We start from the raw sequence: 16386 nt of genomic DNA, 5'->3' as shown, positions 1-16386 counted from the left end.
GTGAAGCCCTTAAAACTCAACCGAAGCCGCTTTGCGCGCGGGCTTTTCGCCGCTAGGTTCAGTCTCTACGCGAATGTGGGGTTGGCGCGCGTGATTGTCTCTTCGCCCCTCGCTGAACGCCTTGGGACCCTGGCTGTGTATGAAGCCTAAGAAGCGCCAACCGCTCGATTTCTCCGCCGTCCCCGTGGAGACGCCCGCCGAGGAGGCCGTCGCCACGTCCGAAGTCCCGATTTTCGAGGATGATGCGGACCACGAGCCGGCCCCCGACGTGGATGCGCCCGCGAGCGAGTCCGACCTGGATCTGGAGATCGCCGCGCCCGCGCCGGAGCCCGAAATCTCTTCGCCGCGCGCCCGGGCCGCCTCGCGCCGCGCCCGGATCAGCGAGCCGACCCAGCCGACCTTCGAGCCCGCTCCGGCGACTTCGCTGGCCACCAGCGCGCCCCAGCCGCCTGCGCCGATCCTGGAGCCCGAGCGCGACGCCGCGCCGGCGCGCACCGAGGAGCGCCAGACCCCGGACCTGCGCCGTTCGGCCGAACCTTACGAGCTTCCGGAGGCCGCCGAAGCCCAACCTATGTCGGGGCTGCTGTTCTGGGCGCTGGCCTTTGCCGCCGCGTCGCTGTGGTCCCTGGCCCCGATCGCCTTCGCCCTGGGTTATGCCCGCGATGTTCCGGCCCTGAAGGTCGAGGGTTTCGCCCTGGCCGTGTTCATTGGCCTGGCTGTCGGTCCGGCCCTGATGACGCTGCTGGGCGCCTATCTGCTGCGCCAGGCCCAGGGCGTTTCGGCCGAACTGAAGCGGACCCGCACCCTGACCGATCGTCTGGTCACCCCCGCCGCCCTGGCGGCGGCGGGCGCCACGGGTGTGGTCGACGCCGTTCGCGGCCAGATCGACAGCGCCACCATCGCCGCCACCGAAGCGCGCGAACGCATTCTGTCGTTGCGCCAGGCTCTCGCCGAAGAGACCGCCAAGCTGGCCGACGCCGCGGCGGAATCCTCGCGCATGGCCAATCAGTTGGCGCAGGGTCTTGGCCACGAGCGCCAGGCGCTGGAGACTCTGTCCCTGACTCTGGATACCCGTTCGACCGCCGTCGTCGACGCCATCGGCAGCCAGGCCCGCATGGTCGCCGAGGCGTCCGACCTGGCCGAGACCCAGCTGCGTGAAGCCGAAGCCGCCTTGGCCGCTCGCGCCGCCGATCTCGCCGCCGCCGCCGCCGAGGCCTCCGACGCCGCCCGCGTCGGCGCCGAGGACATCTCGCGCCAGATCGCTCGCCTCGAGACGGCGGGCCAAGGTCTGGGCGACCAGATGAGCGCGGTCGAGAAGAACCTCGCCCAGCAACGCGCCGCCCTGGTGGCCGCCAGCCAGAGCCTGCGGTCCGAGCAGGAAGACTTCGCCGCCGAGACCGAGACCCGCACGGCCCAGCTCACCGAGTTCGTGTCCTACACCCGCGTCGGCGCCACCGAGCTCAGCGACGTCGCCGCCATGGGCGCCGAGGTCCTGCGCGGCCTGATCGCCGCCGCTTCCGAGCAGTTCAAGGACGTGGCCGAGACCGCCCGCCAGGAACGCGAGAGCCTGACGGAGGAAACCAGCAAGGTCCTGGCCACAATCTCCGACATCGCCGCCGGCCAGCGCGAGGGCCTTGAGATCGAACTGAAGCAGGCGATGGAAGCGCTCGCCGCCGCGGCCCTGAAGGCCAGCGAAGGCGTCGACGCTCGCGTCGAGGCCGCCCGCGGCCGTGTCGATCAGCTCAACGAGATCGCCTTCCAGGCCGGCCAGAAGGCCGACTCCGTCTTCGAGTCCCGCATGGAAGAGGCGCGCGACCTCATCGAGCAATCGGCCCAGATGGTCGAACAGGCCGGCGCCCGCACGGCGCAGAAGCTGGCCGAAGCCGTCCAAACGGCGCGCGGCACGCTCGGCGAGCTCGAGGCCATGCTGGACGAGGTGGGCCAGCGCACGGCCGAGATGCCCGCCGAGGCCATGAAGAAGGCGCTCGAGGTCCAGGCCTCGATCGAGAAGAGCATTGAGGATCTGAGGACCGCCGCCCGGCACACCGCCGAGGAGACGGCCGCCATCGACCAGGCCTTCCAGGAACGCGTCCGACGCAACTACGACGCGCTCAGCGAGGCGGCCAGCGCCATGGGTACGGCGACGCCGGCCCAGCGCCCGGTCGTGGCTCCGCCGATCAGTCGCCAACGTCCCACGCCGCCGATCCAGACGACCGCGCCGCCGCCCGCTCCCGAGCCTGAAGACGACCTGCTCGCCGAGGAGCCGGGGCAACGGCCGCGCCTGCGCCTGACGCCCACCGCAACAGACGACGAGTTCCGCTCGGTGTTCGACACCGCCGGCGGCCGCGCCGCGCCGAACGCGTCGGACGGACCGGAAGGGCCGGGCGGCGGCAACTGGTCCTGGCGTTCGTTGCTGTCGGGCATCGAGAACAGCTCGCCGGGCGACGCGGCTCTGGGCGAGAAGCTGGCGTCCGAAATCTCGGCCATGGGCATCGATCCCCACGCCCTGCTGCCGCGCGGCCGGATCGACGAGATCGCCGCCGCGATCCAGACCCACGACGCCTCCGGCGCCCGCGAGGTCGTCAAGAAGCTGGCGCCCGCCGCCATCCGTCGCCTGGTGCGCCGCCTGTTCTCCGACGCCACCTTGCGGGCCAACGCCGAGCGTTTCCTCAAGCGCTATGCGGGCATGATCGAGGAAGCCGGCGGCCAGGATCGCGAGGGCTTCCTGGTGGCGGCCCTGCTGTCGTCCGACGCCGGCCGCGCCTATCTGCTGCTGGACGCCGCCACCGGCGACTTGGCCTGATCGCAAGCCGATGCTGAAGCGCGTCTTCGACGTCGCCGCGGCCGCCGGCGGATTGCTTGTGCTGCTGGTTCCGTTGGCCGTGCTGTGGCTGGTGGTTCGGCTGACCTCGCCCGGTCCGGCGATCTATTGGTCGCAAAGGGTCGGACGTCACTCGACGCTGTTTTCGATGCCCAAGTTCCGCACCATGCGGATCGACACGCCTCAGGTCGCGACCCATCTGCTGGAGGATCCGGATCGCTGGCTGACGCCGGTCGGGCCGACCCTGCGCCGGCTGAGCCTGGACGAGCTGCCTCAGCTGTGGAGCGTCCTGATCGGCGACATGAGCCTGGTCGGCCCGCGCCCCGCACTGTTCAACCAGGACGACCTTGTCGCCGCACGCGTGGCCGCGGGCGTCGATGTCCTGCGGCCCGGGGTGACGGGCTGGGCGCAGATCAATGGCCGAGACGAGTTGGCCATACCCGAAAAGGTGGCGCTGGACGCGGACTATCTGCGCCGCCGCTCGTTCGGCTTCGACCTGATGATCCTGTTGCGCACGGTCGCCCCGGTCGTCACCGGGCGGGGCGTCACGCGCTAGCCGAGCTCGACGTAAGCTTTTTCGAGCGCCGCGACGAAGGCCGGGTTCGCGGCCAGGGTTGGCGGGAACACCGTGTCCAGCGCCAGGAAGGCCGCAACGTCGGTCTTGGCTTCGCCGGTGCAGGTCGCGGCGATCTCGACCAGCCGGTCGGCCAGCGGATCGACGATCTTTTCGTTCGCGGCGGCCCGCAGGCTCACGAAGCGCATCCAGGCGGCCAACGGGATAGCCAGACGCTCAACCGAGCGGCCAGCCTCCAGCGTTTCGGCCAGCGTGCCCAAGATGCGGAAGGGCAGTTTCTGCGAGCCGTCCCAGGCGATCTGCGCCAGCAGGTGGCGGATTTCGGGGTTGCGGAAGCGCTTGAGGATCGCCTCGGCGTATGCGGCCAGGTCCAGGCCGCGCGGGGCCACCAGCGTCGGTGTGATGTCCTCGACCATCAGGTCGCGGGCCAGTTTGGCCAGGACCGGATCACTCATGGCCTCGAACACGGTCTCGTGGCCGCGCAGGATGCCGGCATAGGCCAGGGTCGAGTGGACGCCATTCAGCAGGCGCAGCTTGGCTCGTTCGAAGCCCCGGACGTCGTCGGTCAGGGTGACGCCGACCGCAGCGAGATCGGGCGCGTCGGCGCCCAGCACGTCCTCGACCACCCATTGGGTGAACGCCTCGCGCTGGATCGGCCAGGCGTCGGACAGGCCGGTGGCGGCCTCGACGCGGACGCGCAGGGCGTCGTCGGTGGCCGGCGTGATGCTGTCGACCATGGTGCGCGGGAACTTGCCTTCGGCCTCGATCCAGGCGGCGAGCTCGGGATCGATCTTGCCGGCGAAGGCGGTGACGGCCGCCTTCAGGCGCCAGCCGTTGTCGGCGAGGTTATCGCAGGCGACCACGGCGTAGGGCGGCAAGCCGACCGCGTGACGACGGCGCAGGCCCTCGACCAGGTAGCCGATCGAGCTGACCGGCTCGCCAGGATGGGCCAGGTCGTGGATGATGTCGGGATGGGTCTCGTCCAGGCCGCCGTCGCTGGATAGGCAATAGCCCTTCTCAGTGACGGTCAGGGTGACCATGCGGGTCATCGGCGCGGCGAGGCGAGCGAAGACGGCGGGCGGATCCTCGGGGGCCACCAGCACCTCGACGATCGACCCGATGATCCGGAACGTCGTCTCTTCGTCCAGCTGGGCCAGAGTGTAGAGGCCGTCCTGCGGCGCCAGGGCGTCGCGCACGCCGGGGCTCTTTAGCGAGACCGCGCAGATGGCCCAGCGCGGATCGCGCGCCAGCAACTGGTCGAAATAGTAGGCCTGGTGAGCGCGGTGGAACGCGCCGGGGCCCAGATGCACGACCCCCACGGTGATGCGGTCGCGGTCATAGGCGGGCTGGGTGACACCGGGAAGGGCGGCCGGGCTGCTGGTGGCGCGAAGGCGCAGGGAGTCGGACACGAGGGCAGCCGTCACAGAGTCACACCGCTTTTCCAGATGGCGATTTCACGCTCGCCGTTGATCTCGGCCTTGGTGGCCTTGCCCGACGCCGTCTCGACGACCAGGTCCATGAGGGAGTCCGCCGCCTGGTCCATGGTCTGGCCCGACAGCACCACGCCGGCGTCGAAGTCGATCCAGCGCGGCTTTCGCGCCGCCAGGGTGCTGTTGGAGGCGATCTTCAGGGTGGGGGCGGGGAAGCCCAGCGGCGTGCCGCGCCCGGTCGTGAACAGGATTACGGTGGCGCCGGCGGCCGTCAGGGCGGTCGAGGAGACCGCGTCGTTGCCAGGCGCTTCCAGCAGGGTCAGGCCATGAGGTCCGACGCGCTCGCCGTAACGGATCACCTCGACCAGGGTTGAGCGGCCGCCCTTCTGAACGGCGCCCAGGGATTTCTCCTCCAGCGTCGTGATGCCGCCGGCGATGTTGCCTGGCGAGGGGTTCTCGTGAATGGGCTGGTGGTTGTCGATGAAGTAGCGCTTGAAATCGTCGACTACGCTCACGGCGCTGTCGAACACGTCGCGCGACGCCGCGCGGCCCAGCAGCATCTGCTCGGCGCCGAAGATCTCGGGGATCTCGGTCAGCACGGGCGTGCCGCCGGCGTCCGACACCTTGTCGGCGATCCGCCCTACCAGCGGATTGGCGGTGACGCCCGAGAAGCCGTCGGAGCCGCCGCACTTCAAGCCGACCACCAGTTCGGAGACAGGGCAGGGCTCGCGCCGGTCGTTCTCGGCGATCTCGATCAGGGCCTCGATGGCGTCGAGACCGTCTTCCAGCTCGTCATCGACCATCTGGGTGGTGAATGAGCGAAGGCGGGCTGGGTCGAGGTCCGGCGCGCTTTCCAACAGCGCCTTCAGCTGATTGTTCTCGCAGCCCAGGCCCAGGATCAACACGCCGCCGGCGTTGGGGTGCGCGGCCAGGGCGGCCAGCAATTTGCGAGTGTGGGTCAGGTCGTCGCCCAGCTGAGAGCAGCCGAACGGGTGGGGGAAGGCGAAGACGCCGTCGACACGGTCGGCGAAGCGCGCATTGGCCTTCTCGGCGATGCGGCGCGCGGTGTTGGCCACGCAGCCGACAGTGCAGAGCACCCAGATCTCGTTGCGGGTGCCGACGCGGCCGTTCTTGCGGCGGTAGCCCATGAAGGTGCGGTCGCCGTGTTCGGCGATGCTGTCCGCCGTCTTGGGCGCCCAGGCATAGCCCTCGACGCCCGACAGCTTAGTCTCGACATTGTGGACGTGGACGTGGTCGCCCACGGCGATATCGATCGTGGCGCGACCGATCGGCCAGCCATATTTCAGCACATCGTCGCCGGCCGAAGCGGGGCGGATGGCGATCTTGTGACCCTTTGGGATGTCGGCGCGGGCCACGACGGTCGCGCCATGCAGGCTCAGGGTCTCGCCCGCGCCGATCTCGCGCAGGGCCGTGGCGACGTGATCGCGGGGGTCGACGTCGTGAATTGATTCGTCCGGAGCTAGGGCAGTTTCGATCATCGGCGCCTTCACGTGACGGCGTTTCATGCCGTCCTATGTCCTCTGACATCAGGGTAACCGGTGTCAGATTTGTTGCAAACGGGTGTTTCGCCCATTGGTGGCGACGCTTGCACGTGTAGAGTATGACAAAAGCAAGCGCTCAAAGCTGCATGGAAACGCCGTGAACTCTTCAAAGCCGTCTCTGCCGTCGCTGGGCGACAACGAATCCGAGAGCGGCCTGGAGGGCGGGCGCAAGCGCGCCACGATCAACGACATCGCCCGGTTGGCGGGCGTGTCCAAGAAGACCGTTTCCCGTGTCATCAATCAGTCGCCCTTTGTGCGCGACGAGACCCGCGAGCGGATCGAGGCGGTCATCGCGGAGTGGGGCTACGCGCCCGATCCGCAGGCGCGCGGGCTGGCCTTCCGCCGTTCGTTCCTAATCGGTATGATCTACGACAACCCCAACCCGCAATACGTCGTGAACATGCAGTTGGGTCTGCTGGACGGCATGCGCGGCTCGGGCTTCGAGCTGGTCGTGCACCCTTGCAACCGCTCCAGCCCGACCTTCCTGGCCGACGTGCGCACCTTCGTGGAGCGTCAGAAGCTGTTCGGGGTCGTGCTGCCGCCGTCGGTGTCCGAAGACGAGCGCGTGGCTAAGCTGCTGGGCGAGATCGGTTGCGAATATATCCGCATCGCCTCGGTGCCGCTGGACAAGCCCGAGCACATGATCGTCGGTCACGACCGGCTGGGCGGCGAGGCCATGGGCGCGCACCTGATCGAGCTGGGTCACAAGCAGATCGGCTTCATCAGCGGTCTGCCCAGCTTCCGCTCGTCGCACGAGCGGCGAGGAGGCTTCGAGGACGCGTTGAACAAGGCCGGCCTGACGCTGGACGACAACTATGTGGTGGAGGGCGCGTACACCTTCGAATCCGGCTTGGCCTGCGCCGAGGTGCTGCTGGCCAAGACACCGCGACCGACCGCGATCTTCGCCGGCAACGACGAAATGGCGGCCGGCGTGCTGCAGGCCGCGCGGCGGGCGGGTCTCGATGTCCCCCGCGATCTGACCGTGGTCGGCTTCGATGATTTCCAGATTGCCCAGGCCGTCTGGCCGCCGCTGACGACCATCCACATTCCCACGCGGGAGGTCGGCCGTATGGCCGCCGAAAAGCTGATCGGCGTCGAGACACGGGAAAAGCGCGACCCGGCCAGCACCGTGCCGCATCTTGTCGTCCGCGAGTCTTCGGGTCAGGCTCCCAAGGTCTGAGCCCAGCGTTCGGCGTCGCTTGCATAAGGCCATGACACCGGTTACCAAGCGCGCGTCAAAAGCGGCCAGTCGCGAAGCCGCCGGCTGGTGAGGAAGCAGGAGACACCCATGCCCAGGCCCCTGAATTTCCATGACGATCGGCTGTTTCCGGCGGACGAGCGGACGCGCGGGATCGCGCGGGAGCTCTATGCGGCGGTCAAGGGCCTGCCGATCATCAGCCCGCACGGCCACACCGATCCCAGCTGGTTTGCGACCAATGCCCCGTTCCAGGACGCCACCGACCTGCTGCTGGCGCCCGACCACTATCTGTTCCGCATGCTCTACAGCCAGGGCGTCTCGCTGGACGCGCTGAAGGTGCGGTCCAAGTCGGGCGTGCCGGACACCGATCCGCGCGAGGCCTGGCGGCTGCTGGCCAGCAATTTCCACCTCTTCCGCGGCACGCCGTCGTGGATCTGGCTCAACCACGTCTTCAGCCAGGTGTTCGGTTTCGAGGTCTTCCTGTCGGCCGAGACCTCGGACCTCTATTTCGACACCATCAACGAGGCCCTGGCCACCGAAGCCTTCCGCCCGCGCGCCCTGTTCGACCGCTTCAACATCGAGACCCTGGCCACCACCGAAGGCCCGCACGAGACCCTCAAGCACCACCACGCCATCCGCGACAGCGGCTGGGGCGGCCATGTGATCACCGCCTATCGTCCGGACGCGGTCATCGACTTCGAGGACGAGCGCTCGGGCCGCGCCTTCGAGCGCTTCGCCGAGGTCTCGGGCCAGGACGTGTTCAGCTGGAAGGGCTATCTGGACGCACACCGCCTGCGCCGCGCCGCCTTCATCGAGGCCGGCGCGACCTCGTCGGATCACGGCCATCCAACCGCCGCCACCGCCGACCTGACCGACGCCGAGAGCGAGGCTGTGTTCCTCAGCCTGGTGAAGGGGGAGGTGACACCTGAGAAGGCCGAGCTGTTCCGCGCCCAGATGCTGACCGAGATGGCCAAGATGAGCCTCGAGGACGGTCTGGTGATGCAGATCCACCCCGGTTCGCACCGCAATCACAATGTCGGGCTGCTGAACTCGCATGGCCGCGACAAGGGCGCGGACATTCCGGTGCAGACCGAATACGTCAAGGCGCTGAAGCCGCTGCTCAGCAAGCTGGGCAACGATCCGCGCCTGTCGGTGATCCTGTTCACCCTGGACGAGACCAGCTACAGCCGCGAGCTGGCCCCGCTGGCCGGCCACTATCCGGTGCTGAAGCTGGGCCCGTCCTGGTGGTTCCACGACAGCCCGGAAGGCATGATGCGGTTCCGCGAGCAGGTCACCGAGACGGCGGGCTTCTACAACACCGTCGGCTTCAACGACGACACCCGCGCCTTCCTGTCGATCCCGGCCCGCCACGACGTGGCCCGCCGCGTCGACAGCAGCTTCCTGGCCCGCATGGTCGCCGAGCACCGCATGGACCTCGTCGAGGCCCAAGAGCTGATCGTCGACCTGACGTACAACCTGCCCAAGCAGGCTTATAAGCTCGATCAGCGTCCCAACTGGGCTCGTCCCACGTCGCTGCCCGCCGCCGCCGAATAAGAACACCCATCCGGAGACACCTCGATGTTCACCAAGACCTATCACGCCACCCATCCGGACATGATGTTCGCGGTCAGCAACGACGACCTGCGCGAGCGCTACCTGATGGACGGCCTGTTCCAGGACGGCCAGATCGTCCTGACCTACAACCACGCCGAACGCTTCGTCGTCGGCGGCGTGGTCGCCACCTCGCCGGTCAAGCTGCCCGACCAGACCGAGCCCGCCTCGGCCGCCGGCCACCCCTTCCTGGAGCGCCGCGAGCTGGGCGTGATCAACGTCGGCGACACGACCGGTACGATCACCGTCGACGGCGTGGCCTACGAGATTGTTCCGCGTGACGGTCTTTACGTCACCATGGGCGCCAAGGACGTCACCTTCGAAGGCACGGGCGGCGCCGCCGCGCGCTTCTATCTGGTCAGCCTGCCGGCCCACGCCGCGTTCGAGACCAAGAAGCTGGCCTTCTCGGACGCCATCCCGCTGGAGCGCGGCGCGCTGGAGACCTCCAACGAGCGCACCATCTACCAATACATCGTGCCGACCACCTGCAAGTCGGCCCAGCTGCTGCTGGGCATGACCGTCCTGAAGCCGGGCAGCGTCTGGAACACCATGCCGCCCCACCTGCACGACCGCCGCTCGGAAGCCTATTTCTACTTCGGCCTGGGCGATAACGACCGCGTCTTCCACTACATGGGCGAGCCGGACGAAATGCGTCACATCGTGATCGCCAACGAGGAAGCCGTGATGAGCCCGCCGTGGTCGATCCACATGGGTTCGGGCACTTCGAACTACACGTTCATCTGGGCGATGGGCGGCGAGAACCTCGACTACACCGACATGAACGTGCTGGACATCTGCCAGCTGAAGTAGGGGTTTCGGCCCACGCGTTTCCGACCTGTCATCCCGGGCGGAGCGTTGCGTAGACCCGGGACCGCCCAAGGCGCTTGCGCTCGTGGCGGTCCCGGTTTCGCCGGGATGACAGCATTTTCAGACAGGAACACACCATGGCCAATCCGTTCAGCCTCGAAGGCAAGGTCGCGCTCGTCACCGGCGCCAACACTGGTCTGGGCCAAGCCGTGGCCGTGGCGCTCGCCGAAGCCGGCGCCGACATCGCCGCCGCTGGTCGCAGCGAGCCCACCGAGACCAAGGCCGCCGTCGAGGCGACCGGTCGCAAGTTCCTGTCGATCAAGGCCGACTTCGGCTCGACCGAGCCCGTCCAACGGGTGATCGACGAAACCGTCGCCGCCTTCGGCAAGGTCGACATCCTAGTCAACAACGCCGGCATCATCCGCCGCGCCGACAGCATCGAGTTCACCGAAGCCGACTGGGACGCGGTGATGGACACCAATCTGAAGGTCGTCTTCTTCCTGACCCAGGCCTTCGCCAAACAGGCGCTGAAGCAAGGCCCGGTCGATGGCGTCGCCGGCAAGGTGATCAACATCGCCAGCCTGCTGTCGTTCCAGGGCGGCATCCGCGTGCCGTCGTACACGGCCAGCAAAAGCGGCTTGGCCGGCCTGACCAAGATCCTCGCCAACGAATGGGCGACCAAGGGCATCAACGTCAACGCCATCGCGCCGGGCTATTTCGACACCAACAATACCGAGGCCCTGCGCAACGACGCGGACCGCAACGCTTCGATCCTCGCCCGTATCCCGGCCGCCCGCTGGGGCAAGCCGAGCGACCTGGGCGGCGCAGCCGTGTTCCTGGCCTCGCCGGCGGCCGACTACGTCCAGGGGATTACTCTGCCCGTGGACGGCGGTTGGCTGGCGCGCTAGCGGCACAAAAACACGCGAATATCTGATGGTAGCGCAACCATCATGCCGTCCGGGTTTTCCCAGACGGCGAAGCGCGGTAAGGGCGCCGCAACGTCAGCGCCAGATGGGGCAGGGCGTCTAGGTTCATCCTTCTGTAAAGGCGCCATCGGCGTCAGCGGAGCTCGCTCATGCGTAACCCGGCCCTGTCGCTCGGCGGCGATCGTCCCACCAGCCGCCACGTCCGCCAGAACGCCAATCTGCTGAGCGACCTGCTGGCCGAGGCTATCGCCTATCTGGAAGGCGAGGAGGCCGCCGCCCTGGTGACCAAGGCTCGCAAGGCCGCCTCCCGCGAGGACGACAGCGGCGAGGCGCCGGTGCTCGACCACCTGTTTTACGATCTCTCCAACGATCAGGCCGTGTTCCTGGCCCGGGCCTTCGCCAGCCATTCGCTGCTGGCCAATATCGGCGAGGATGTCGCCGGCCGCCGCCGCCACGCCGAGGCCGCCGCCCAGCCGGGCGATGATCGGCCGCGCACCCTGGTCGACGCCGTCAAGGCGCTGAAGGTCGGCGGCAAGACCGACGCCGACGTCGCCAAGATCTTCGCCGCCATGAATGTGGTGCCGGTGCTGACCGCTCACCCGACCGAGGTGCGCCGCCGCTCGATGGTGGACCGCGAGACCGAGATCTCGCGGCTGATGGCCCTGCGCCGCCACCACCTGCCGGCCGACCTGGAAGCCGACATCCGCGAGCGGCTGTTCCGCGAGATCGCCCTGATGTGGCGGACGCGTCTCTACCGGCCCGAGCGGATCACCGTGAAGGACGAGATCCGCAACGCCCTGTCGATCGTCCGCACCTCGATCCTGCCGGCGATCATCGACCTCTATGGCGACTGGACCGCCCAGATCGCCCACAACGCCGAGCTGGCCCCGCTGCTGAAAATGGGCTCGTGGCTGGGCGGCGACCGCGACGGCCACCCCGGCGTCAATGGCGAGACCCTGAAGCTGGCCTTCAGTTCGCAGTCGCGAGTGATCCTGGACTGGTACGCCGGCGAGGTCCGCAAGCTTTGGTCCAACCTGGCGATCTCGACAGCCTACACGCCGGTGTCCGACGAGCTGAAGGCGCTGGCGGCCCAGAGCCGGGACCCGTCCGTCCATCGCCAGGATGAGCCCTACCGCCTGGCGCTGGAGCTGATCTTCGACCGTCTTTCGGCGGTGTCGCAGAAGCTGACCAACCAGTGGGTCGCCTTCGCCAACGGCCGGACGGACGTCGAGCCTTATGTCCATCCCGACGCCTTTGTCGCCGACCTGTCGGTGATCGTCGACTCGCTGGAGCGCAACGGCGGCGAGCGTCTGGTCGGCACCAACCTGCGGACCCTGGTCGAGGTGGCCAAGGCCTGCGGCTTCCACCTGATGAGCCTGGACCTGCGCCAGAACGCCGACGTCCACGAGCGGACGATCCACGAGCTGTTCCAGCGCGCCGGCACCAACATCCGCTACCTCGACCTGCCCGAGCCCGAGCGCTGCAAGGTGCTGATCGAGGAGCTGTCGCACCAGCGCCCGCTGGTCTCGCCGTTCACCGCCTATGGCGAGGAGACGACCAAGGAGCTGGCGACCATGGAGGCGGCCGCCCAGGCGGTGCGCGACTATGGCCGCGCCTGCCTCGGGGCCTATGTGATCTCCAAGTCCGCGACCCTGTCGGACATTCTCGAGCCGCTGGTGCTGCTCAAGCAGGTCGGCCTGGTCTGGGGCGGTGCGGCGCCGCGGGCCTCGGTCAAGATCAGCCCGCTGTTCGAGACCATCGAGGACCTGGAGCAGGGTCCTCGCGTCCTGCGCCAGTGGCTGGAGCTGCCGATCAGCCGCACCATCCTGGGCGACCGGCCGGTGCAGGAAATCATGCTCGGCTACTCCGACAGCAACAAGGACGGCGGCTATGTCGCCTCGCGGCGCGGTGTCGCCCGGGGCGCATCGGCGTTGGCGTTCGAAGCCGACCGGATGGGCATCGGTCTGCAGCTGTTCCACGGCCGGGGCGGCAGCGTCGGACGGGGCGGCGGTCCGGCGGCCGAGGCCGTGCTGGCCCAGCCGGCCGGCACCGTCCAGGGCCGCATCCGCATGACCGAGCAGGGCGAGATGATCGCGCGCCGCTTCGGCGACCAGCCCACCGCCCGCCGCAACCTCGACGGCCTGGCCGCCGCCGTGGTGATGGCCAGCGACCGTCCGGTCGTGCGTCCCGATCCCAAGGTCGAGGCGGCGATGACCGCCCTGGCCCAGAGCTCGTTCGAAGGCTATCGGGCCCTGGTCTATGACGACCCCGCCTTCGAGGACTTCTTCTGGTCGGCCACGCCGATCGGCGAGATCGTGGGCCTGAACATCGGCAGCCGCCCGGCCAGCCGGACCGCTAGCCGCAAGATCGAGGACCTGCGGGCCATCCCGTGGGTGTTCAGCTGGTCGCAGGCCCGCTTCATGCTGCCCGGCTGGTACGGCTTCGCCTCCGGCGTCGAGCGGGCCAAGCTGTCGGTGGCCCAGCTGCAGGACCTAGCCGGCGACTTCGATTTCTTCGCCTCACTGCTGTCGAACATGGAGCTGGCCCTGGCCCAGAGCCACATGGGCATCGCCGCCCGCTACGTGGCCCTGTCGCGCGACCCGGACAACGCCAACCGCATCTTCGAGACCATCAAGCGCGAGCACGACGCGGCCCAGCGCCTGGCCCTCGAAGTCCGGGGCGGGACCACCCTGCTGGACAACCAGCCGGAGCTGGCCGAGTCCGTCGCCCTGGCCGGCCTGTCGGTCGATCCGCTCAACCACCTGCAGCTGGAACTGCTGTCGCGGCGTCGGGGCGGGGATCAGGACGAGAGCGTTCGGCTGGCGATCCAGCTGACGGTGGCGGGCATCGCGGCCGGCCTGCGCAATACCGGCTGATAAAACTCCTTTCGATACAGGGGTTTAGGTAAGCGGTCAGACCACTTGCCTAAAGCCGCGGTTTCTGATTATCTGCGCATGACACCGGTGGCGCCCAAGGACTTGCTCCTTCGTGACACCGGTGTCATAACGTTTCGGAACGACTTGGTCGCCCCGTTTCGTTGCGGCTCTTTTGAGCTCGCTCCTGCGCAAACTTCGGGGCGTCGGGTCTGACTCGGCGCCCTCACTTTTGCCTCGACGGGCCAGGGGAGGGACATTGGGGACGGAAACAAGCCGGCGCGAACGCGCCTTTGTTTGACGCTGCGGCAGCCACGGAGTGGCGTCTGCGAGCGACGCGGTCTAAACGATCGCCCTGAGCCAATACCGGCGAAATCTTCCACGTGACGGCCTCGCTCGGCGGGGCTGGCGCAAGAACGATCCTTTTGGAGGACTATGTGATGGTGAAAGATCGTATGGCGGTTCTGACCGCTATGATGGACCAGGGTGTGATCCCGGTTTTCTATCACCCCGACGCCGAGGTCTGTAAGAAGGTGATCCAGGCCTGCGCCGACGGCGGCGCGCCCTGCATCGAGTTCACCAACCGCGGCGACTTCGCCAGCCACGTCTTCTACGAAGTCACCAAGCACTTCGCCTCGGCCGATCCGCGCGTGATCATGGGCGTGGGCTCGATCGTCGACGCCCCGACCGCCGGCATCTACATCGCCAACGGCGCCAAATTCGTCGTCGGCCCGATCCTCAACGCCGACGTCGCCAAGGTCTGCAACCGCCGCAAGATCCCCTATTCGCCGGGCTGCGGCTCGGCCTCGGAAATCTCGTACGCCGAAGAACTGGGCTGTGAGATCGTCAAGGTGTTCCCAGGCTCGTCGGTCGGCGGCCCGGACTTCGTCAAGGCGGTGCTGGGCCCGATGCCCTGGACCCGCATCATGCCGACGGGCGGCGTCGATCCGGACGAAGCCTCGGTCAAGAAGTGGTTCGGCGCGGGCATCGTCGCCGCCGGCATGGGCTCCAAGCTCATCACGCAGGAACTGCTGGACGCCGGCGACTACGCCGGCATCACCAAGAAGGTCCAAGAGACCGTCGATCTGATCAAGAAGGTTCGTGGGAAGGCCTAAATGACCGACAACATCCTCAACATCCGCCCGGCTTCGGAAACGAAGTGGGACTGCGCTTCGTTCGGCGAAGTGATGCTGCGCTTCGACCCGGGCTTCGGCCGGGTTCGCAACGCCCGCCAGTTCAACGTCTGGGAAGGCGGCGGCGAATACAACGTCGCCCGCGCCTTCAAGAAGTGCTGGGGCAAGCGCTCGACGGCCGTCACGGCCCTGCCGGTCAACGACCTGGGCTGGCTGGTCGAAGACCTGATGATGCAGGGCGGCGTCGACACCTCGCACGTCATCTGGCGCGACTTTGACGGCCTGGGCCGCAACACCCGCGTCGGCCTGAACTTCACCGAAAAGGGCTTCGGCGTTCGCCCGGCCCTGGGCTGCTCGGACCGTGGTCACTCGGCCGCCTCGCAGATCCGTCCCGGCGAAGTGAACTGGGAAAAGCTGTTCGGCGAGGAAGGCGTGCGCTGGTTCCACACCGGCGGCATCTTCGCGGCCCTGGCCAGCAACACCGCCGAAGCCGTGATCGAAGCGGTCGAAGTGGCCCGCAAGTACGGCACCGTGATCTCCTACGACCTGAACTACCGCGCCTCGCTGTGGAAGTCGCAGGGCGGCAAGGAAGGCGCGCAGAAGGTCAACCGTCACATCGCCCAGTACGTGGACGTGATGATCGGCAACGAAGAAGACTTCACCGCCTGCCTGGGCTTTGAAGTCGAAGGCCTGGACGAGCACATCAGCTCGATCGATCCGGCCAACTTCAAGAAGATGATCCAGACGGCGGTGAAGGAGTTCCCGAACTTCAAGGTCGCCGCCACCACGCTGCGCAACGCCAAGACCGCCTCGGTCAACGATTGGTCGGCGATCCTGTACGCCGGCGGCGAGTTCTACGCCTCGATGATGCGCGAGAACCTCGAGATCTACGACCGCGTCGGCGGCGGCGACGGCTTCGCGTCGGGTCTCGCGTTCGGCTTCATGGAAGGCAAGGGCCCCCAGGCCGCCGTCGAGTACGGCGCGGCTCACGGCGCTCTGGCCATGACCACCCCGGGCGACACCTCGATGGTGCGCCAGGCGGAAGTCGAAGCCGTGATGAAGGGCAAGGGCGCGCGGGTCATCCGCTAGTCATTGAAGACTGTCATCCCGGTCAAGCGCGCAGCGCGCCGAACCGGGACCTCGGCAGGCGCATGCGCTTCCGGCGGTCCCGGGTCTTCGCCCGGGATGACAATGGTTGAAGAGCCCCCGGTCTTAAGGTCGGGGGCTTTTTCTTGGGCGGTGGCGCGCTCGCGCCGATCGTCCTCTGCCTGGTGCGCCTTCATCTTGGCGAAGACCAGCCGCTGCACCCGCGCCCTGAACGCCTTGGAGTATTGGCGGTCTTCGGGGCGGACGTAGTTCGGACGCTTGGCAAGGGTTTTACTGCGCGGCATGGCGGTTCTTCTGGCTAGAGATCCTCCCCCTCTGGGGGAGGTGGCCCGGAGGGCCGGAGG

12 protein-coding genes are annotated in these 16386 nt (G+C 67.9%); 9 read left to right on the top strand and 3 right to left on the bottom strand.

Annotation, left to right across the window (positions count from 1 at the left end; translation table 11 throughout):
- The first annotated feature begins 139 nt into the window (after positions 1-139).
- Complete coding sequence (locus tag AC1RUS_RS22660) at positions 140-2803, top strand: coiled-coil domain-containing protein (RefSeq protein ID WP_492918878.1); 2664 nt, start codon at positions 140-142, stop codon at positions 2801-2803.
- A 13-nt stretch (positions 2804-2816) separates the two neighbouring features.
- Positions 2817-3377: a sugar transferase gene (locus AC1RUS_RS22655; RefSeq protein ID WP_492918969.1), complete on the top strand. Its 561-nt coding sequence runs from the start codon at positions 2817-2819 to the stop codon at positions 3375-3377.
- Here AC1RUS_RS22655 and AC1RUS_RS22650 read toward each other — a convergent pair.
- Together AC1RUS_RS22650 and AC1RUS_RS22645 are read right to left on the bottom strand one after the other, a co-directional pair.
- Positions 3374-4819 carry a mannitol dehydrogenase family protein gene (locus tag AC1RUS_RS22650; RefSeq protein ID WP_492918877.1) on the bottom strand — a complete coding sequence of 482 codons (1446 nt, stop codon included), beginning with the start codon at positions 4817-4819 and terminating at the stop codon, positions 3374-3376. The two genes, AC1RUS_RS22655 and AC1RUS_RS22650, sit on opposite strands and share 4 nt — an antisense overlap.
- Complete coding sequence (locus tag AC1RUS_RS22645) at positions 4816-6324, bottom strand: UxaA family hydrolase (RefSeq protein ID WP_492918968.1); 1509 nt, start codon at positions 6322-6324, stop codon at positions 4816-4818. The genes AC1RUS_RS22650 and AC1RUS_RS22645 overlap by 4 nt, the downstream gene beginning before the upstream one ends.
- A gap of 181 nt (positions 6325-6505) precedes the next feature.
- Between AC1RUS_RS22645 and AC1RUS_RS22640 the strand changes: the two genes are divergently transcribed.
- The 7 genes from AC1RUS_RS22640 (at position 6506) to AC1RUS_RS22610 (ending at position 16024) form a co-directional block, all read left to right on the top strand.
- Positions 6506-7567, top strand: coding sequence for a LacI family DNA-binding transcriptional regulator (locus AC1RUS_RS22640; RefSeq protein WP_492918967.1), 1062 nt, complete (start codon positions 6506-6508; stop codon positions 7565-7567).
- 108 nt (positions 7568-7675) lie between these two features.
- On the top strand, positions 7676-9139 hold the full coding sequence (uxaC, locus tag AC1RUS_RS22635; protein ID WP_492918876.1) for a glucuronate isomerase: 1464 nt from the start codon (positions 7676-7678) through the stop codon (positions 9137-9139).
- A 24-nt stretch (positions 9140-9163) separates the two neighbouring features.
- Positions 9164-10006 (top strand): 5-dehydro-4-deoxy-D-glucuronate isomerase, encoded by an 843-nt coding sequence (gene kduI / locus AC1RUS_RS22630; RefSeq protein ID WP_492918875.1) that lies wholly within the window; start codon positions 9164-9166, stop codon positions 10004-10006.
- Positions 10007-10140: 134 nt separating this feature from the next.
- Positions 10141-10911, top strand: coding sequence for a 2-dehydro-3-deoxy-D-gluconate 5-dehydrogenase KduD (gene kduD / locus AC1RUS_RS22625; RefSeq protein WP_492918874.1), 771 nt, complete (start codon positions 10141-10143; stop codon positions 10909-10911).
- Positions 10912-11078: 167 nt separating this feature from the next.
- Entirely contained in the window at positions 11079-13805 is a 2727-nt protein-coding gene (gene ppc / locus AC1RUS_RS22620) for a phosphoenolpyruvate carboxylase (RefSeq protein WP_492918873.1), read from the top strand.
- A gap of 437 nt (positions 13806-14242) precedes the next feature.
- Positions 14243-14917 (top strand): bifunctional 4-hydroxy-2-oxoglutarate aldolase/2-dehydro-3-deoxy-phosphogluconate aldolase, encoded by a 675-nt coding sequence (locus tag AC1RUS_RS22615; protein ID WP_492918872.1) that lies wholly within the window; start codon positions 14243-14245, stop codon positions 14915-14917.
- On the top strand, positions 14918-16024 hold the full coding sequence (locus AC1RUS_RS22610) for a sugar kinase (RefSeq protein ID WP_028037821.1): 1107 nt from the start codon (positions 14918-14920) through the stop codon (positions 16022-16024).
- Here AC1RUS_RS22610 and AC1RUS_RS22605 read toward each other — a convergent pair.
- On the bottom strand, positions 16021-16326 hold the full coding sequence (locus AC1RUS_RS22605; protein WP_492918871.1) for a hypothetical protein: 306 nt from the start codon (positions 16324-16326) through the stop codon (positions 16021-16023). The genes AC1RUS_RS22610 and AC1RUS_RS22605 overlap by 4 nt on opposite strands.
- Between the last annotated feature and the right edge of the window lie 60 nt (positions 16327-16386).

It is taken from the genome of Caulobacter sp. GW821-FHT10F06 (assembly GCF_058809215.1).
This window is presented reverse-complemented; position numbering and strand designations above follow the sequence as displayed.